Annotated in this window: 18 protein-coding genes; 4 read left to right on the plus strand and 14 right to left on the minus strand. The window is 60.3% G+C overall.

Going from position 1 to position 17,172, the window contains the following annotated elements:
* Positions 1–19: 19 nt before the first annotated feature.
* The 14 genes from QWI75_RS09725 to QWI75_RS09790 all read right to left on the minus strand — a co-directional run bounded on the left by QWI75_RS09725 (position 20) and on the right by QWI75_RS09790 (position 14,001).
* Positions 20–349: a helix-turn-helix domain-containing protein gene (locus QWI75_RS09725; RefSeq protein WP_213043624.1), complete on the minus strand. Its 330-nt coding sequence runs from the start codon at positions 347–349 to the stop codon at positions 20–22.
* Positions 350–724: 375 nt separating this feature from the next.
* On the minus strand, positions 725–979 hold the full coding sequence (locus tag QWI75_RS09730; protein WP_289268485.1) for a hypothetical protein: 255 nt from the start codon (positions 977–979) through the stop codon (positions 725–727).
* 14 nt (positions 980–993) lie between these two features.
* Complete coding sequence (gene dnaN, locus QWI75_RS09735; protein ID WP_213043623.1) at positions 994–2,127, minus strand: DNA polymerase III subunit beta; 1,134 nt, start codon at positions 2,125–2,127, stop codon at positions 994–996.
* Between the two features lie 69 nt (positions 2,128–2,196).
* Positions 2,197–2,979, minus strand: a complete 783-nt coding sequence (locus QWI75_RS09740) for a hypothetical protein (protein WP_213043622.1) — start codon at positions 2,977–2,979, stop codon at positions 2,197–2,199.
* Positions 2,976–4,064, minus strand: coding sequence for a DUF6094 domain-containing protein (locus QWI75_RS09745; RefSeq protein ID WP_213043621.1), 1,089 nt, complete (start codon positions 4,062–4,064; stop codon positions 2,976–2,978). Before QWI75_RS09745 ends, QWI75_RS09740 begins: the two co-directional genes overlap by 4 nt.
* Before the next feature lie 49 nt (positions 4,065–4,113).
* Complete coding sequence (locus QWI75_RS09750; protein WP_213043620.1) at positions 4,114–4,707, minus strand: hypothetical protein; 594 nt, start codon at positions 4,705–4,707, stop codon at positions 4,114–4,116.
* 34 nt (positions 4,708–4,741) lie between these two features.
* The gene (locus QWI75_RS09755; protein ID WP_213043619.1) at positions 4,742–6,862 is read right to left on the minus strand and encodes a helicase-related protein; all 2,121 of its coding nucleotides are present in this window, start codon (positions 6,860–6,862) and stop codon (positions 4,742–4,744) included.
* Between the two features lie 42 nt (positions 6,863–6,904).
* On the minus strand, positions 6,905–7,927 hold the full coding sequence (locus QWI75_RS09760; protein WP_213043618.1) for a CHC2 zinc finger domain-containing protein: 1,023 nt from the start codon (positions 7,925–7,927) through the stop codon (positions 6,905–6,907).
* A 100-nt stretch (positions 7,928–8,027) separates the two neighbouring features.
* The gene (locus tag QWI75_RS09765) at positions 8,028–8,933 is read right to left on the minus strand and encodes a hypothetical protein (RefSeq protein WP_289268486.1); all 906 of its coding nucleotides are present in this window, start codon (positions 8,931–8,933) and stop codon (positions 8,028–8,030) included.
* An 8-nt stretch (positions 8,934–8,941) separates the two neighbouring features.
* Positions 8,942–9,163, minus strand: a complete 222-nt coding sequence (locus QWI75_RS09770; RefSeq protein ID WP_289268487.1) for a hypothetical protein — start codon at positions 9,161–9,163, stop codon at positions 8,942–8,944.
* Between the two features lie 24 nt (positions 9,164–9,187).
* Positions 9,188–9,502 (minus strand): hypothetical protein, encoded by a 315-nt coding sequence (locus QWI75_RS09775; protein ID WP_289268488.1) that lies wholly within the window; start codon positions 9,500–9,502, stop codon positions 9,188–9,190.
* Between the two features lie 35 nt (positions 9,503–9,537).
* Positions 9,538–11,064 (minus strand): AAA family ATPase, encoded by a 1,527-nt coding sequence (locus QWI75_RS09780; protein ID WP_289268489.1) that lies wholly within the window; start codon positions 11,062–11,064, stop codon positions 9,538–9,540.
* A gap of 48 nt (positions 11,065–11,112) precedes the next feature.
* The gene (locus QWI75_RS09785) at positions 11,113–11,715 is read right to left on the minus strand and encodes a hypothetical protein (RefSeq protein WP_289268490.1); all 603 of its coding nucleotides are present in this window, start codon (positions 11,713–11,715) and stop codon (positions 11,113–11,115) included.
* A gap of 30 nt (positions 11,716–11,745) precedes the next feature.
* Entirely contained in the window at positions 11,746–14,001 is a 2,256-nt protein-coding gene (locus QWI75_RS09790) for an adenosylcobalamin-dependent ribonucleoside-diphosphate reductase (RefSeq protein WP_289268491.1), read from the minus strand.
* A 293-nt stretch (positions 14,002–14,294) separates the two neighbouring features.
* Between QWI75_RS09790 and QWI75_RS09795 the strand changes: the two genes are divergently transcribed.
* The 4 genes from QWI75_RS09795 to QWI75_RS09805 all read left to right on the plus strand — a co-directional run bounded on the left by QWI75_RS09795 (position 14,295) and on the right by QWI75_RS09805 (position 16,991).
* Positions 14,295–14,582, plus strand: a complete 288-nt coding sequence (locus QWI75_RS09795) for a type II toxin-antitoxin system Phd/YefM family antitoxin (RefSeq protein ID WP_213043609.1) — start codon at positions 14,295–14,297, stop codon at positions 14,580–14,582.
* Positions 14,579–15,010: a putative toxin-antitoxin system toxin component, PIN family gene (locus QWI75_RS22800; protein ID WP_213043608.1), complete on the plus strand. Its 432-nt coding sequence runs from the start codon at positions 14,579–14,581 to the stop codon at positions 15,008–15,010. The genes QWI75_RS09795 and QWI75_RS22800 overlap by 4 nt, the downstream gene beginning before the upstream one ends.
* Before the next feature lie 36 nt (positions 15,011–15,046).
* Positions 15,047–15,916 (plus strand): hypothetical protein, encoded by an 870-nt coding sequence (locus QWI75_RS09800; RefSeq protein WP_213043607.1) that lies wholly within the window; start codon positions 15,047–15,049, stop codon positions 15,914–15,916.
* A 118-nt stretch (positions 15,917–16,034) separates the two neighbouring features.
* Complete coding sequence (locus QWI75_RS09805) at positions 16,035–16,991, plus strand: IS5 family transposase (RefSeq protein WP_289268492.1); 957 nt, start codon at positions 16,035–16,037, stop codon at positions 16,989–16,991.
* Positions 16,992–17,172: the final 181 nt, after the last annotated feature.

The following is a 17,172-nucleotide window of genomic DNA, read 5'->3' on the forward strand; positions in this document are numbered from 1 at the left end:
TTCAACTGATTTAGCTCGATCAGCTAGCCTTGGAATCAACTTGTCTTGGAACAGAACGTACTTTCTTGGCGCTGGCCGTTAACGGCGGCGGTGAATCATAGGTCCTTCGCTGGCGCTCTTCCCACTGCGCGACATCGCTCGGATGGATGCGCCACCGAGGACGGCGCCCTTTCCCTAGTCTGATTCCAGGTATCCCGTCGGGTTGACCGAGCACGTCGCTGTACAGGTAGTCCGGAGTGACCCGCAGGCGTTGCGCCAGTTGCTGTACGGTCATGTACTGGTCTGCGGCCTGCTGGGCATTCGCACTGGTCGTGGTGAGTGCTTCCCCTCGAAGTGATCGCATTTTCATATGACCTCTAACCTTTAGAGAGCCTGGAACGGAGTGTGTCAGTAGCTCCCCGGTAGTCGTTATGCCCGTAACAGTAGACCTCTAGAGAGCCCACGCAGGAGCTGGTGCCCTTGTCCCGGACCATCGAGCAAGCGTGGGGCCCCATGCAAGTTTTACTGGTAGAGAATGGTCCTTTTCAGATGTATCGCAGGCAGCGAAGGGGGTAGCCCCCGCCTATCGATGTGACAGGACCTTTCTTTGAGTATTACTGGATGGGCAGAATGGGGTGGGGCCAGTGTTGGAGAGGAGTGGTGTTGCCTTCACTGATACCGATCGCCACTTAAGACAGACACGACGACGATCAGAGGAGGCCTGGGGCGACATGCTGCGGGAGGACTAATCGATGGCGGCCCAGTCGTACCGAAGAAGTTCTTCCTCGCTTTTCTTCTCCTTGCACAGAGCCCGGAGGGCCAACACCGGCCGGCGAGCCCAGACGTGAAGCGTCATCCTGGTGTAGCCGTTTTGACCCTTGATGCTTTGAAAGTGAACGACATACAGCCGCTGGCCTTGCTGATTGAGCCAGCCGGCCCGCCGGTATGAAGTCCACCCCCATGAGACTGTGTTTGGTGACGGAGCCAGACCGCGCATCATCGCCTCCATAGTTATTAGCGGACTGGCATGATCACGTGCTTCCAGCGATTATGGCTGTCAGGGCTCACGATGAGGCAGGGACTGACCGGTTCCTTCATATGCAGTTGAAGGCGCTTGCCTGGGCATGTCCGGAGCGCATCCAGCAGGTAGCGGGCGTTGAAGCCGGTTTTGAATTCCTTGCCGGCGACGACCGCCGGGATACTTTCCGTTCCTTCCCCCACGTCTGCACTCTGGGCGTGGATGGTGAGCGTGTCAGGTGTCAGAGCCAGACGCACGGCTTGAGTTTGGTCGCGAGAAATCACGGCCACACGATGGAGCGCCTCTTCGAAGATCTCACGGTCGATCTCCATACGCGCGCCGTTCAGGACGGGGATGACCTGCTGGTAATTGGGATAAGTCCCTTCGATGAGCCGGCTCGTCAGGATGACGTTCTTGACGGTCACGCAAAAGAGCTCCTTGGAAATAGCGATGGGAACATCCAACGTATCTTCCTGAGCGAGCAATGCGGCCAGCAACTGAGCAGCTTTCTTGGGAATAAGGGCGATGAGCGGCTGGGGTGCCGAGGTGGTCCAGGTGCCGGCATCTGATTCAGCGATGACCAAGCGGTGCCCGTCCGTTCCGACGAGTTCGATCGCGGGTGATTCCTGCGTAGGCTGTGTACTGATGGTGATGAGCACGGACTGCAGGACGAACCGCTGGTCCTGATCGGGAACAGCCGGGAGAACTTGTTGCAGACAGGTGAGGAGAGCGGTGCTGGGGATGCTGAACTGAGCAGGCTCGTCAAAGGCAGGGAGCTGTGGATAGTCGTCTGCGGACATGCCATGGAGCGTGAAGCGGCTGTTTCCCGACACGAGCTTGATCACGTGTTTCTCATCAGCCTGCCAGGTGATGGGATGCTCGGGACCGAGTTCCTTGATCACATCGCAGAGGGCACGGGCGTTGACGGTGACGCGCCCGGGTTTCTGCACGGTGACGTCATAGGAGCCTTGGAACCCGGTTTCGATGTCAGTGCCCAGGACCGTGAGGCCCGTGGGCGTGGCCTCCAGGAGGGCATTGGCGAGGATCGGGAGGGTGGATCTGTTCGAGGTGAGGCTCAGCAGATTCCGGATGGCGCTCAGCAGGATGCTGCGGGTGCACGTGAATTTCATAACAACCTCCACAGAGTCTGAGAAGACGTGAGTGATGTCCTGGAATGACCAGCCAAAGAACTCGAGAGGTCAGGCGGCAGGTTGATCAGCATCATCCTGTGAGGCAGCCTGCAGGGCCTTTCGGACAAGCCCGCCACTGGTCACGAGATCCATGAACCAGAACTGGTCCACCTTGCGGAGTGGGAAGGCGAGGGGATGTTCGGTGATGAACCGGAGCAGATCCGAATCGGTCACGTACCAGGCGTCGTGGGCGCGCTCGGTTCCCCGTCGTCGGATGTGAAGCTTCTCCTCGCGCACCCATCCTTCGATCACTCGGTGATCGCAGCCGAAACACAGCTCCAACTCGCGCAGCGTATAGCCTTCTCGGTACCGCAGGCTCAGCTGCATGTGGCGGCATTTCATTTTCACGGATGTGACGGATCGTTGCAGTTTCCTGGCAAGCCAGGGGAGGAGGCGGCTGCCCACGTGCTCGAGGAGAAATGCTTCCTCTTCCTTGGTCCAAGTCTTCGGATCCCTGTGATAGGTGAGTCCGAGCTCGGCGGCGCGGCGCTTGATCACCCATGTGGGCCATCCAAGCATAGCGGCGATGTCAGCCGCGCGTCCTTTCCTGGTGCCATCGTACCGAGTACGGAGCAGCTGATCTCGGTCTGCTGTCCACTCGTATTTCTTTCTGATCTGCCCTCGCTGTTTCCAGCGACAGCACGGACCGTACTGGGCCGCCGCCGTGCCCAGGAACGGTTTGCGGCAGTCCTTGCAGGATCGCTCTGATTTCTCGGCTCGCTTGGCCCTGCGGCGAGCCGGCGTGTGCGGCTGGAGATCTTGGCTGGTGGATGGCTCGTGACTGGATGTCATGGTGTCTCGGGTGCGACCTCTCCGTGATGATCGACGCAATTGACGATGACGTGCTGGCCGTAGGTGGGGCCTTCCGTGATGTCCCAGGCCTGGATCTGGGGGACGAACATCTCGATGACCCGTGTCACCGTCCGAGTCTCGTGTCTCTTTGGCGTGTCGAAGTATTCCTCCTCGGGCGGCAGTTGTTTCGTGGTCTTGTCGGTGAAGCCTTTAATGATCCAGCGAGTGGACCCGGTCGCGATCGTCTGGTTGTTCAACATGCCTGCCGCGATCATTCTCGCGAGATGCCCTTTCCTGAGCGGCATGAGGGGAGTACAGGGCCCTGTGACGGGCAAGTCGAGCGCATCGTGGATGCGAGGATCTCGCCAGATTCCATGTGCGGCGGCCTCGGCGAGCTGGTCTTCGGGCGAGACCCAGTGGCTGCGAAACTCGATCGATTCTGGAATCAGTTGGGGTGCGATGGCATAGACCGGGGTAAGGCGGCCCTCGAAGGATTGGTAGTCAATCTCCTCCTGCGCGAGAGCATCGATGCGTCTGCGATCGCGCAAGGGCGAGGTGCTTTTCACCCCGAGGATGACGACCTGGCGGAAGGCGAGGTACTCCGGATGAGGGAACCTGAAGAACGCAACCTGTCGATAGTGGGTGGCGAGATAGCGGCGCAGTTCCTTCGTCAACCGCGGCTCGGGGATGATGAACACGAGAATGCCTCCCGGTTGCAAGGCGGGGGTGAGCAGGCGGAGCCACGCGGGTTCGCTGCGCTGGCGTTTTCCCAAATCATCATACGGAGGATTGAGGAACACGAGGGACATGCTCTGCTTCTGGATGGTGGTGGCGAAGGCGTCGGAGCGGAGCGTCTCGTTGAGGATGGTCTTCGACTCCCGGAATCGGTCTCTGTCGAGCTCGATCCCGAAACTGACCAGTCTCAGCGATTGGGCCAAGGCGCGTGCTGGTTCTCCGAGCCCGCAACATGGATCACAGAGCCGGCCGGAATGGCCGGAGGGGTTCTGAATTAGCTCGGCGATGGCGCGGGTGACCGGTTCCGGCGTCGGATAGAATCCCGCTTTTGCTCTGGCGATCGTTCTCATGGTCCGTGGCTCTCGTGTGAATGGTGGAAGATGGCTCCCCCGGCTCGGCTCAGGCTGGAACTGGTAACGCGCGGGCTTGCAGCTGGGTCGTGATGAAGTCCTGCACGACGCGACGCGGAGGATGGACCTCCCAGACATGCAGCCTGTGCCCGATCAGGGGGATGATCCATTCGGCCTCCAGCCCGAATTCCCAGAGGGCCTCCGCCCAGGCAGCGAGAACCGGGAATGGCAGCAGCCGGTCGAGCAGCGGGATGAAGCCGGACGGAGTCGTGGGGGCGGTGCCGTGAGGGCTGATCAGATACGCGGGCTGGTTGGGCTCGATCCCATAGGCCGTGGCGGTCTTGGGGATCCAGAGGGAGGAGATGAGTCCTGAGGGGAGCCGCCGGTGATAGGACTGGATCTCCAGGTCGGAGGGCGTCGGCCAGGAGAGGAGTCCGACACCCTCGATGTTGACCTGATGGCCGAGGCTCATGTTGGCACGGATCGTTCGCATGCTCGACTCTCGCGCGATGAGCGAGAGCACTCGCAGGGAGAGGGCGGGCTGCTGGTCCTCGTAGGCATAGGATTCGATCAGGGCGTCGAAGCCATTGACGCGGAGCATCTTCGGGTCATCATCCATCGGGTGTGACCGGTCGTGTGTCATGCGGGCCTCCGGATGCATGGCAAGGTAGGATGGGTCAGACGGCGAAGAGACCGAGTTGCTGCGAGAGCTCTGGGAGCACCACGGGAGCCGGCTCGGCTGTCGGAATCGTGAAAGCTTGGTCTCCTGCCGCGGAGGCGGCCAGGAGATGTACTGGGGGCTGAGGTGACGACTCGCCAATGACTTCCCGCTGGTCCTTGTAGGCGCGCGCGAGGTCGCGGAAGGCTTGTTCCGCGCTCAGGAGCTGAGGATTCTGGTCGAGAATGAATCTGATCAGGCCAATGGTGATGTCGTCCTCTTGATTGAAGGCCGCCATCGCGTGACTGGTAATGTCTCCCTCGGTGTAGAGGCTGGCCTTGATCCCGCTGGCGATGAGGGACCAGGCCTGTTCCTGGGCCGTGCCGGCATAGATGAGCGGTCGCACGTCGACCGGGTGCTGTTGTCCCGGCCGCCAGGAACGGCGCGCGGCTTGCCGGACGGTCAGGATGTTGTAGTCTGACTCGAAGAATCGCAGGCTGGGAAAATCCAGGAGATCGAGGCCGGTCTGCACCAGCCGAGGATTGCAGATCAGCACATCAAGGCCGGCCTTCACCCGGTCCTCAATCCATTCCTCACGGCGTTCGGCTTGGACCGAAGCCGTGAGCACGGCCGTGCGAAACCCTGCTTGCTTCAGAATCTGATGCAGGCGGAGCGTGATGTCGCGGGTCCCCGTATGGGTGCAGTACACGAGGACCCGGCGATGCCGGTTCACGTTGTCTTCGATGTGTTGCAGGAGCAGGCGTTCTTTCGGATATCGGATCGGCTCAGGTAACGGCGGAAGGGTGAACTTGACCTCTCCAAACTTGTTGGTGATTCGTTCCTCCGTTGTACAACGGTCCGGGTAGGCCACCAGTGCCTGAACGACCGTTGACAGCAGGTGCCCGTCGCGGGATTTCCTGGCCTCCCGGATCAGCGGTTTGGCCGCTTTGAAGAGTTGCTCGTACTGGGCCTTGAGTGGGCCTTCGAGTTCGCACGTGTCGACACGTTCCTCATAGGGAGGGAGCGCGAGATCCAGGTCTTCCATCCGGAGGAAGCAGGCCTTGTCGACCAGGTGCGGGATCAGCCGGGGCGAGATCCCCGGCCGTTCCACGACGGTCACGTAGACTTTCCGTTTCGACTGGGTTCCGTGCTCGACCACCTGGTCGGCATCGATGCACGTGGTGCGGGTCTCGCGGATGCCGTAGACATCGACCCAACGGGATTCATCATGGAAACTGTACGACGACTTGAGGCCGGGAATGAGGCGCCAGAGGAGGTAGAAGACCGACGTGCTGCGTCCGTTCGAAAGCGTACCCGTCAATCCAATGACCCGGTCCGTGACGTTCATGAGATTCGCAAAGGCGATACCTTGCGCCGTGGCCTTGCCCTTCAGCTCGTGGATCTCATCAACCACGAACGTATCGAACAAGGTCGGGTGCTGCTTGCAGATGTAATCGGCCAAGGCGTACCGGCGTGGCCCGTTCGGATCAAAGTCGTACAGGGGAGAGCCACAGGCGCGGCATTTCGATTTCGCCGGCAAGGTCTCCGGGGTGAGGGGTGTCTCGTCAGCGTCCCGAACCTGGTCCCCACAGTGGGGACAGCAAAAGAGGTCAACCGATCCGTGCTCACCCTTCCAGCGTCGGTGGACCAGGGCTGGTTTCGTGGCGTACGACAGCTTGGCCTTTTCACGGGAGATGATCGCAAAGAGGGGGAGATGATTGGGCAGCGGGGTCCGAGCGATGCGATCGATGCTGCTGAGCGACTTCAGCTGGTGGACCGGGGCGTCCGGCAGAATGCGTGTGATTTCTCTCTCCCACTTGCGGAGAAGATGGGGCGGCGCCATCACCAGCACGCGTCGGGAGCCGTGGATGAGACAGGCGCCAACCGCAGTGCGGGTCTTGCCGGTCGCCATCTCTCCGACGATCAACGCGCCGCGATGCTGTTGCAGCACCAGGGCCGCGGCCGCGGCGACATCCGCTTGCGGAGGCCAGAGCGGTTCCTTGAGTTGATTCAGGATGGGCTGCGCCGTGATCCGGTGCTCGGGTCTGAAGATGGGCCTGAGCTGTGAGGCGGCCGATTCACACAGGCTGGCGCTGAAGGTCTCGATAAACGTCGTGATCGGAACCTGGCGCGTGTCCATGGCGTCTCCTTGCGAGATCAAGATTGAGCGATGCCTGTGCTGTTACGAACAGAGGGATGGAGCGCTTGACGTGGGCTGGTGGTGAATGCCGCTCTCGGTGAGGCGGAACAGCGAGATGCGGGTCGGGGCGTGAAGCAGGAGCTTGTGGAGGTCCTTGACGCCTGCCTGATGGTGGACTCGGACTTCCACCACATGCATTCCCAGTCTCGTGAGTAACACGATCGCCTCTTGCTGGGCTTTCGGACCCTTGTCGGGCTCGGGGTCATTGTCCAGCGCGAGATAGACGATCTTGGCCTTGAGGCGAGTCAGGTACTCCGGAAGTTTGCCGACGTTGGCGATCCCGTTCAGGGCACAGAGCGTGAATGTGGGGCCGAACAGCGCATCACCGGCCAAGCAGTCGAGGATACTTTCGGTGACGAGGACTGCGGCGTCCCCGCGCTTCATGATCCAGGGAGACTTGATGCCGATCGTGGCGCGCAGGAGTTCGTTCGGCACGTCATGGAGCGCCCGGCATTCCACTCCATGCATGAAGTGGACATTGGGGCCGGGAAGCGGGATGCCGATGTATGGGGTCTTGGCCTCGCCGCGGGCCATCCAGACCGCTCCGACGTGGGGATAGTACGGGACCTGCCGAGAGAGAAAATACTGCCGGAGCTCTGCTTCCTTCTCAGGTGTCATGCTGGCCTTGGCGCTGTGGTAGGCCTGCCGCGCCAGCTCGATCCGCTGCCGCTGATCTTGGTTCGAATCCTTCCGGGTTCGCCTGGGAGTAGGGCCGAAGGAGATGGGATAACCGAGCAGCTTGCACACCGCTTCGGGGAACGTGAGCTGGAATGTCTGTTGGATGAACTCGATGCCATCGCCGTGCGTGCCCGGGCCAAAGTCATACCAGACCCAGGCGCCGTTGACACGGGAGACGGAAAACGACGGGTGGCGGTCGTCGCGCAAGGGAGAGTGGAAGAGCGCATGATCCGGGCGGCGGGACACGGGCTTGTGGCCCAGTTCGATGAGGATCTCGATGAGATTGACGGAACGGGCCCGCCGGATATCGTCAGGCGAGAGCTTCATGATGGGTCGTGATCCTTTGCGTAATCCTGTGATGGAGGTGCCGGCAGGGAGGGTATTACTGCGAAGACGCCGTCGGATTGTGTGATTCGGCACCTTTCTCCTATTCATCCTCCAGCGCGTAGACACGCGACGGCTTTTCGACCATCAGCGCATCCAGCTGGGACTTGATCGCTCGCATCCCTTCGCGAACGACCGTGGCGACGGATTCGTCCGTGCGGATGCGCGCCGGCTCCATCCCCGAGAGGAGGCCCTTGGCCTGATCGACGAGCTTCTGCAGGTCCAGATCCTGGCTGAGATTGCGCGCATCGAACCGGTTCAGGAAGTCCATCAGGTTGGTCACCGTGCTGGCCTTGAAGGTTTTGGTCTTGCCGTTGGCACTGGGCGTGAGTCGCTCCATCAGGTGATCGACCAACTCGGCCATCGCCTCGCGCAAGGTGGTCTTGGCTTCCTCAAGCATCTGCCTGACTTTTTGCGAGACGTTGTCGGTCTCACGCGTCAGCAGCCGCTCGCTGAGAGCACTCAGGGTTCCGGGAAGGTCGAACGTCAGGTATTGGCATTCGAAGAGAAAGCCGGCCTTGACCGTATCGACGTCCGGGTAATCGGCAGGATTGTAGAGGTCGGCCAACTTGAGTTGGGCTTCTTCTCTGCGCTGGGGGTAGACTTGGACAAAATAGTCGATTAGGCTCTCTCGTTTCTCTTTGAAGTTCGTGATCAGCTCGTCGACTTCTTCGAGGAGCGCATTGGGGACGAGGTAGATGCCCGGCCGCAGGGAGGAGGGCAGCGTATAGCTGGAGAGTCGCTTGCGGATCTGCGCGTCCAGTTTCGTAATTTCCTTGAATTCAGGACAGGCCAGAATCGCCTTGGTCACCTTGACCAGGGCGCGGTCGGTCTCGACCGCGAGCACATCCTGGCGGACGGTCCGCTTGATGCCGAGCTTCCGCAAGGTGAGGACGAGGCAGACCGCGTTCTTCCAGAGTGCGGAGAGAGTGGCTTGTGGAGTGTCCATGGAGAACCTCATGCGTGATGTGAACGGTGGACATGCGAGTGGTCCTGGTGCTCGCCGTGGAGGAGCCGTTCGGGCCGCTCGATGACTTCGGTCTGGCCGCCCGCGAGCTGGTTCAATAAGTTGAGTAAATCGTCTGCCTCTCGGTGATTGGGCATGCTGATGTCGTCCGTCGTAACTGTCAGGGTGCCGTCCGGCGCGATGTGCACGCGAATGGCGTCGGGCCTGTGCATGACCGGCTCCTTTCCATCGAGCGATTAAAACTTGCTGAGGACGAAGGTGGATTCCGACGTGTCCGTGGACTCGACGGTCCAGCCGAATTGGGATGCCACCGCGTCAAGAATCTGGTGGGCGTAGGCTCGTTGCAGCGTCTCGACGAGTTCTTCTTGGCCGCGTGGAATCACAACCGACCCGGGGGATACGAAGAGCGTGATCCCGTCGGGTGTCCGGATGCGAAGGGATGCTCCCTCAAGGAACACCGTCCAGCCGAGTCGTTCAGCGGCTTGCTTGAGGAGCCTCTGATCGGCAGCCTTGAGTTCGACCGTGGTGGTGGCGGTCATCCAGCAGGGCATGTGGACCTCGTTAAGAAAAATAGAAAGAGAGTCACCTAGGCCGCGTACATGCGGGGGCTCGGTCCCTGCGCGGCCTCAGCCTTGTCCATTAGATAGGGGCCGGGGTAGCTGGCGGAGAGGTACCGGTAATTGGCTTGCGAGCGCAGCTCTTTGAGCTGGTCCGCGGCGCGGATGGAGACCGGGATGATGTAGGCGCTCGCTTCTTCCAGGGAGCAACCGAGTTGCCAGCTCAGCTCGCAACAGGTCCGGATCTCGTCGCCGGTCCAGCCTTGGTCTGGTGGCTGAGCCATCTCGGCTGGGATCCGGAAATGTTTGCGATAGATGGCCCAGATGGTTTCCCGCTCGGCTGCCGAAGGCAGATCGAAGAACACGACGCCGTACTTGAAGCGGCGGAGCAGCTCCGGCGGGAGCGCGCTCACGTTGTTGCTGGTGGCGATGAAGAGGACATTGTCATCGGCCACGGCGCTGACGACGCCGAGCGCCTGGCGCAGCTGGCCTTCCGATTGACCGACGAGCGACGCCTTCATCGCGCCGAGGTCGAAGCAAATCGCGGGCACGCCGGCTTCCGTGCCGCTGGCTTTGGCGACCATGGATTTGCACGTCCCCGGCGGGCCGACGAAGATGATGCCTCTCGCCTTGTGATCCTGCATATAGGTGAGCAAGGTCCCCAGCATGGAGACGGTGACGCCCGACGAGTCCTGATTGGAGGAGAGGGAGCCGCTGAACATTTTCTCGATTTCATCAAGGAAGACGACGGCCTTCGGCGGATCGTTGCCTTTGAAGAGTTTCGCGAGGAAGTCTTTGGCGGCTTGCACGCCGCCAATGTCGTGGAACCGTTCGTTCCCGCCCCACACGGAGAGCCCGGGTGTGGCGTTGATCATCTGCCGTTTCCGTTCCCAGAGCCGCGCCAGGTTGATGCCGTTCCGTTTGCTCAGCGACAGGGCCACGACCTGTTCGGCCGGAAAAGCCGCGAGCCCCTGGAGGGCGGAGACGGCCTGCGCCATCGCCTCGTCTGGAGGAGTTTCGATCTGGGCCTGCACGCATTGGTCCTTGATGATCGCGGCCAGTTGCTCCCGCCCCGGCAGGGTTTCTTCCAGGACCAGGAGATCATGGAAGAGTTCCGCGGGTACGTCGATCGCCGGAGCCAGCAAGACGAGGGTCGCCGGTTTGCCCTTGAAGAGGTCGCGCAAATTCCAGATGCCTTGGGAGACGAACTCGTTGCGGATGAAGCGGTGGGCGTTGTGAAAGAAAACGACGCTCTTCGGAGGCACATTTGCAAGGAGCTTGAGGGTTTCCGAGGGATTCATCGTGACGTTGGACTTGGTACTGCCGAGCAGCGTCGCCAGGGCTTTCTCGGCTCCGCTGTTGACGGGCATGAGCCCGCGGCTGACGTCCCAGGAGAAGACGGGGTCTTCCTGATCGGATCCAGGACTTCGCAACCCGTAGGTCCGGACCAGGCCGATCGTCGCGGCGGGATCGGGTGTGGTGATGGCGAGGAGCGGAACCGAAACCCTGCGGGCGCGGACGAACTGCGCCACGAGATCAGGCATGGAAGTCTGCATCGCACTCTCCTTCGTGATGGCTCGTTGCGAGGATGAAAGAGGAGATGGTTACGTAGGTGAATGATCGGATGACTGTGACGGTCGCTGCGCGGCTCGTTGAGATGGAGCACGCTCGCCCGATTCGGTGGAAGCGGTTTGTCTGGAGACGGGAGCGTTGACGAGTGCGGTGACCTGGCGCGCACACTGAATGAACGCGTCGTCATGTCCCTGCACGTATGCCTCTTCGCATTGGTCGAGCAGGCGCATGGAGGAAGGGAAGCGCGGATCGTTGCTGGTGATCCCGGCGGTGAGTTCGGCCAGGCGGCGGAACCGTTTGAGCCAGCGGTCCGGGCCGGTGAGTACCGGGAGAGTGGCGGACCTGGTGCCGTCGTAGCCGTGGGGGTTGACGGTCCAGGCGCCGAGGCAACGGCCGGCTTGATCGACGGCTTTGACAGCGGTGATCTTGGCGATGGGGATTGTGACTCCGGAATCGAGATTGACGCTGCCCTTTGCGCTCGGGTCGAGGATCTCGAGGATTCTGCCGTCCTGCAGTCGGTCGTTGGCATCGCGGTAGACCACGGTCCATCCGACCTGAAGCCCGACGTTCTGATCCGTCGGCGACACGGTCGCCCTGTTGAGCGGGATGGATGGTGGAAGCGACTGGGGAGGCATGGCCGACCTCTCTATATAATGGGTAAACGGTCAACTGCACTTCGTCCAGCTGCAGTGTGGGCAGACCAGACAATTCTCCTGCCGAATGGTGCCCTGGTTGCATTGCGGGCAGGGAGGGAGTCCCTCGCCGTTCTCTTTGATCAGCTGGCTCATGCGGAGTGCTCGGATGATGGCGGCCGGGATACTGGCAACCGAGCCGTACCGCTGGTTGGCCTTTTCCAGTTGTTCGAGCAAGGCCTCCACAGGCACACCCGATCGCAAGGAGATGGAGAGGACCCGGGCAAAGGATTCGTAGATTTCCGCGTTGCTGGCCTCGACGGGCGTGTGGATGAAGACTTCGAGCGGTCTGGTCTTGAGAGTTGAGATCGTGACGTACACATGCCCGTCCGTCGTCTTCACATGCACCCGCTTCGCGTCCAGGACATCCGGCAGCTCGAAGGGGTGGGCAACAGGGAGGTCCGCGTCTGGCACCTGGCTTGTTCCGTTCGTGGACAGGCTCCCATTGCGGTCCGCCTTGCCCAGATTGAGCACTTGGCTGGCACGACTCCCATCGCGGTAGACGGTGATCCCGCTGCAATCGAGTTCCCATGCGAGCACATAAGCGTGGCGGACGTCTTCAACGGTTGCCATGGAGGGCAGGTTGATCGTCTTGCTGACCGCCGTGTCGCTGAACTGCTGCCAGGCAGCCTGGACCTGGACATGCTGCTCGGAGGTGAGATCGTGGGCCACTGTAAAGACCTGTTGCCAGTGGGCGGGAACGTCCTTGAGCCCGCGGCACGACCCGTGATTGGCCGCGATCTTGTCGATGAGAACGTCGTGCCACCAGCCTTCGCGCCTGGCCGTCGCTTCGAAGAGGTCGCACAGGTAGGGAAGCTTCCTGCCTTCGAGGACGTGCTTGAACCAGACCAGCGCGAACTCGGGCTCACAGCCGGCACTGGTGTCGGCGATCATGCTGATCGACCCAGTCGGGGCCACGGTGGTCACGTAGCTGTGCCGCACCTTTCTCCCTTCCTGTTCATGCTTGCTTCCCTTCCACGCCGGATACACGCCTCGTGTGTGGGCCAGTTGCTCCGACGCGCGCCACGCCATGGCCTTCATCTGGTGTGCGAGCCGCTCGGTCAAGCGTATGGCTTCTTCGCTGCCGTAGGGAAGGCCCAACATCATCAACAGCCGTGCATATCCCATGATCCCGAGGCCGATGCGGCGGGTCTGCCGCGTCATGGCGTTGATCTGGGGGAGCGGATGGTCGTTGGCATCGATGATGTTGTCCAGGAATCGAACCGCGAGCCGGATGGTCTGGTCGAGACGCTCCCAGTCGAGCTCGTACTGATCATGGCCGGGCAGGATCCGAAGATGCTTGGCTAAGTCGATGGAGCCAAGCGTGCAGGCATCGAAGCCATGCAGAGGGATCTCACCGCAGGGATTGGTCGAGACGATTTCGCCCATGTTTGGAATCGGACAGGCCCGGTTCGCGCGGTCGATGAAGAAGAGCCCGGGATCGCCGGTCTTCCAGGCTTCCTCGACGATGCGATCGAAGACCAGCCGTGCGGAGATGTGTTTGATGGGCTGCATCGTGCGGGGGTTGATCAGGGCGTAGAGCCTGTCCTCCTTGACCGCGGTCATGAACTCGTCGGTAGCGGCCACGCTGATGTTGAAGTTCCGGATCTGGCCGTCGTGCGTCTTGCACCTCACGAAGTCCAGGATATCGGGGTGCTGGACATGGAGAATCCCCATGTTCGCGCCCCTGCGGGTTCCGCCCTGGCGTACCTGTTCGGTGGCGCCGTCAATGATCTTCATGAAGGAGACCGGGCCGGATGCCACGCCGCCTGAGCTCCTCACACGATCGCCCTTCGGACGCAAATTGGAGAACGAAAACCCGGTGCCTCCGCCACTTTTGTGGATCAACAAGGCCGCAGTCACGGCATCCCCGATCGACTGCATGTCATCCTCGATGGGGATCACGAAACAGGCGGAGTACTGCTTGTGCGCGCCCGGCCGGCCGGCGTTCATCAAGGTGGGGGAATTGGGCAGGAAGGTTCGAGAGGCGAGCATCCGGCGGAACTGCTCCTCGATGGATGCCACTTCTTCATGTGTCGCCTCGTACAGGGTCTCGACCACGGCGATTTCACGGGCGACCCGTGCCCAGAGTTGGTCCACGGTTTCGACGATGTTTCCCTGGTCATCCTTGGCCAGGTACCGTTCTCGGAGGACGGTGAGAGCGTTGTCCGATAGCGGAATGTACTCCATGGTGGAGGGTGGGATCGGATCGGTCAGGTTGTTCGTCATCAGTCAACCTTCAATGAGTCGGAGGTTGTCGCACCTTTAAACGTGCAACGCCTCAATTGAGAATTACTTCCCGGGTTTGGGAGCCTGCGAATGTTGCAAAAAACCATGAGTCAGGACGGGTGCCAGAGCCGCCTTCTGGGTCAAACAAAACAATTGGGGAGCGGCTTGCCCGAACGGAGGAGGTGTCGCGCCTCTTGCCATTCGGGTTGGAAAATCCGATCGCAAAGGGTAGGATGATTGACAATTGGACCTCAGTTGTGTACCATTTTGTCACTCACATTGGAGGTTAGGCCATGAAGTTCATTACCGTGCGAGAACTGCGAGGGCGGCCGAGCGAGGTGTGGTCGAAACTCTCACGTGACAAGGATCTGGTTCTCACGTCGAACGGGAAACCGATTGCGATCCTTTCAGCCGTGTCCGAGGAAACACTAGAAAGCTCGCTGGTCGCGCTCCGGCGGGCCCGCGCCGTCGCCGCGGTTGAAGTGATGCAGTCTCAATCTATTGCCGCCGGAACCGACAAGCTGTCTCTGGAAGAGATTAATGCTGAGATCGCGTCGACTCGGAAGACCCGGCGGCGGTGATCGTCGTCGTCGACACGAATGTGCTCGTGGCCGGCCTCTTGTCCCCCTTTGGCCCACCTGGTGAAATCGTCCGCATGATTGCCTCTGGGACCCTGACCGTAGCCTATGACGCCCGAATCATGGCAGAGTACGTGGAGGTTCTCCGGCGCCCGAAGTTTTCATTCGGCAGGGAGCATGTCGACGCGTTCCTGGATCAATTGAAAGCGACGGGAACCGTTGCGGCGGGTGATCCACTCCCGGCTCGCTTGCCGGACCCGAATGACGAACCCTTCCTGGAAGTCGCCCTGGCCGGCCGTGTCCGGTGCCTGATTACTGGAAACGTGAAGCACTTCCCCCCTGGGGCCCGACAAGGCTCTCAGATATTGACTCCCCGTGAGTTTCTCGACTTCTACCGGAAGAGCCTTCGGGGGAAGCCTCGCCCAGGTTGAGAGGCTCATAGTCGTCTCGGCCGCCTACTGACTCCCATGAATCACATCGATCCGCAAATCGAAAAACATAAGTTCGTATTTTCCGCTTTCCGCGAAGCGCATTTTTCGCTGTCGCTACAAATGAAAGACGAGGAGTATCCTAAGGATGGCTTCGCGGACGTTAAGACAATAATGCGTGATGACAGCGTTGTCGAATGGCAACTGGGTGGATGGCTTGATGAAGACCAGATGCGAGTGGCGCGGAAGAAAGAACGCCTTGAAACAGAACTCAGGAGGGTCATCTCAAGAATTCCGAATACAACAGTGAACTTTAGACTATGCCTGATCTTGCCAAGGGATGACGCCGAGCGATTCCAAAAGTCTGAGGCAGACGCGCTTAAATCTGAACTCCAGCACCTCATTCAGAAAACGGATTCGGACTGGACGGCACAGCCCCTACTGCAATCGCCTCAAGGGCAACTCTGCAGAGACTTTACAAAGTATCCGAGACTGGAGAGATACTTGCACAGTTTTCTGCTTATGCCCAGAGGGGCGCAAGATAGGCCTCACCAACGATGGATTGAAATGGAAGGATGGGGAGGTGCGTATAACCCCCTCACAGCGGTTGAGGCTCTTCGCAAGATTGTTGCGAAAAAGGCAGGTCGCTACGGTGGATTACAAGGCGTCGATGCTCGGCTTCTGCTTCATTACGACGAAGCGATCCTCTATAACTCTCCTTATCAGGATAGTGATACAACACTAGAAGACATGGCTCAACTTGCCGGACATTGGCTGAGCCTAGATTTTCCAAACCTGTCTGCCACCTTTCGGGAGGTTTACCTCCTGCACACGCCCGAGCGCTGTGCGTACCAAGTTTTTCCTGCCATCTTTAAGTGTATGGGGAACAATGCTTCACCATACGAGTGAAGGAAAACATGGCGGTCTCATCGCCGCTGATCTTCTGCACCCTGTCTAGGGAAGGTCTGATTTATTCCTCGCGCGTGATGTGCTACGGGTAGCGCAGCACCGGTCAGGAGGCGCCCCCATGTCGCAACAGACCTTTGCAGAAGCGAGCTTTGAACAGTATCGGAAACCGACCCGCCGCGAGCGGTTTCTGGCGGAGATGGAGCAGGTGATTCCGTGGAGCGAGCTGGCAGCGGTTATCGAGCCGTACTATCCCAAGGCGGAGGGGGCCGGGCGTCCGCCGGTCGGAGTCGAGCGAATGCTCCGTATCCATTTCCTGCAACATTGGTTCAATCTGTCTGACCCGGCGGTGGAGGAGGCCCTGTATGACTCCCGCGCCATGCGGCAGTTCGTTGGCATTGATCTGGGGCGCGAGCCTGTACCGGATGAGACGACCATCTGCAAATTTCGGCATCTCCTGGAAGCCCATCGGTTGGGCGAGCAACTCTTTGCCTTGATCCGGACGTATCTGGCCGAGCAGGGGCTGCAGATCAGCCGGGGGACCATCGTGGATGCCACGATCATCAGCGCCCCCAGTTCCACGAAGAATCGCACGAAGGAGCGGGATCCGGAGATGCATCAGACGAAGAAGGGCAACCAGTGGTATTTCGGGATGAAGGCCCATATTGGAGTAGACAGCCGGACGAAGCTGATTCATTCAGTGGCAGCCACCGCCGCCAATGTGCATGACAGTCAGGTGTTGCCGGAGCTGCTGCATGGACAGGAGACGCGGGTGTGGGGCGATGCCGCCTATAGTGGCCAACGCGACGTGATTCAGCAACATGTGCCTGGGGCCAAGAGCTTCGTGCAGACGAAAGCACATCGCCATCGGCCGCTGAGTGAAACCGAGCGCGCCCGGAACCGGACCAAGTCGAAGGTGCGGGCCAAAGTCGAACACGTGTTCTTGGTGATGAAACAGATCTTTGGATGGGCCAAAGTCCGCTACCGGGGGCTGGCGAAGAATACGAATTGGCTCTTTGTCACGTGCGGCTTAACGAATCTGTATCTGGCGCGACGACGCCTCTTGGCGGGAACGTAGGAGACGTGTGTCCGCAGGGAGGCAGTGGGCCATTGGACGGTGGGTGAGCTCACAAAAAGGCTCACGGACCAGCAGATTCTCACCGGATAGCCCAGAGTGATCACCCCAGGAACTGGTTTCTCAGTGGAAACGTGAATTAATCAGACCTTCCCTAGTTAATTCAGTACCAACACAGTTAAAA

This window comes from Nitrospira tepida (assembly GCF_947241125.1).
GTDB classification, from domain to species: Bacteria; Nitrospirota; Nitrospiria; order Nitrospirales; family Nitrospiraceae; genus Nitrospira_G; species Nitrospira_G tepida.

Coding starts and splice junctions, on each gene's coding strand:
- QWI75_RS09775 (WP_289268488.1), bottom strand. CDS start 9,502: ATGCCCTGCTGGATGACCGCCACCACCACGGTCGAACTCAAGGCTGCC.
- QWI75_RS09760 (WP_213043618.1), bottom strand. CDS start 7,927: ATGAAGCTCTCGCCTGACGATATCCGGCGGGCCCGTTCCGTCAATCTC.
- QWI75_RS09795 (WP_213043609.1), top strand. CDS start 14,295: ATGAAGTTCATTACCGTGCGAGAACTGCGAGGGCGGCCGAGCGAGGTG.
- QWI75_RS09745 (WP_213043621.1), bottom strand. CDS start 4,064: ATGAGAACGATCGCCAGAGCAAAAGCGGGATTCTATCCGACGCCGGAA.
- QWI75_RS09785 (WP_289268490.1), bottom strand. CDS start 11,715: ATGCCTCCCCAGTCGCTTCCACCATCCATCCCGCTCAACAGGGCGACC.
- QWI75_RS09765 (WP_289268486.1), bottom strand. CDS start 8,933: ATGGACACTCCACAAGCCACTCTCTCCGCACTCTGGAAGAACGCGGTC.
- QWI75_RS09805 (WP_289268492.1), top strand. CDS start 16,035: ATGTCGCAACAGACCTTTGCAGAAGCGAGCTTTGAACAGTATCGGAAA.
- QWI75_RS09790 (WP_289268491.1), bottom strand. CDS start 14,001: ATGACGAACAACCTGACCGATCCGATCCCACCCTCCACCATGGAGTAC.
- QWI75_RS09780 (WP_289268489.1), bottom strand. CDS start 11,064: ATGCAGACTTCCATGCCTGATCTCGTGGCGCAGTTCGTCCGCGCCCGC.
- dnaN (WP_213043623.1), bottom strand. CDS start 2,127: ATGAAATTCACGTGCACCCGCAGCATCCTGCTGAGCGCCATCCGGAAT.
- QWI75_RS09750 (WP_213043620.1), bottom strand. CDS start 4,707: ATGACACACGACCGGTCACACCCGATGGATGATGACCCGAAGATGCTC.
- QWI75_RS09800 (WP_213043607.1), top strand. CDS start 15,047: ATGAATCACATCGATCCGCAAATCGAAAAACATAAGTTCGTATTTTCC.
- QWI75_RS09755 (WP_213043619.1), bottom strand. CDS start 6,862: ATGGACACGCGCCAGGTTCCGATCACGACGTTTATCGAGACCTTCAGC.
- QWI75_RS09770 (WP_289268487.1), bottom strand. CDS start 9,163: ATGCACAGGCCCGACGCCATTCGCGTGCACATCGCGCCGGACGGCACC.
- QWI75_RS09725 (WP_213043624.1), bottom strand. CDS start 349: ATGAAAATGCGATCACTTCGAGGGGAAGCACTCACCACGACCAGTGCG.
- QWI75_RS09730 (WP_289268485.1), bottom strand. CDS start 979: ATGATGCGCGGTCTGGCTCCGTCACCAAACACAGTCTCATGGGGGTGG.
- QWI75_RS09740 (WP_213043622.1), bottom strand. CDS start 2,979: ATGACATCCAGTCACGAGCCATCCACCAGCCAAGATCTCCAGCCGCAC.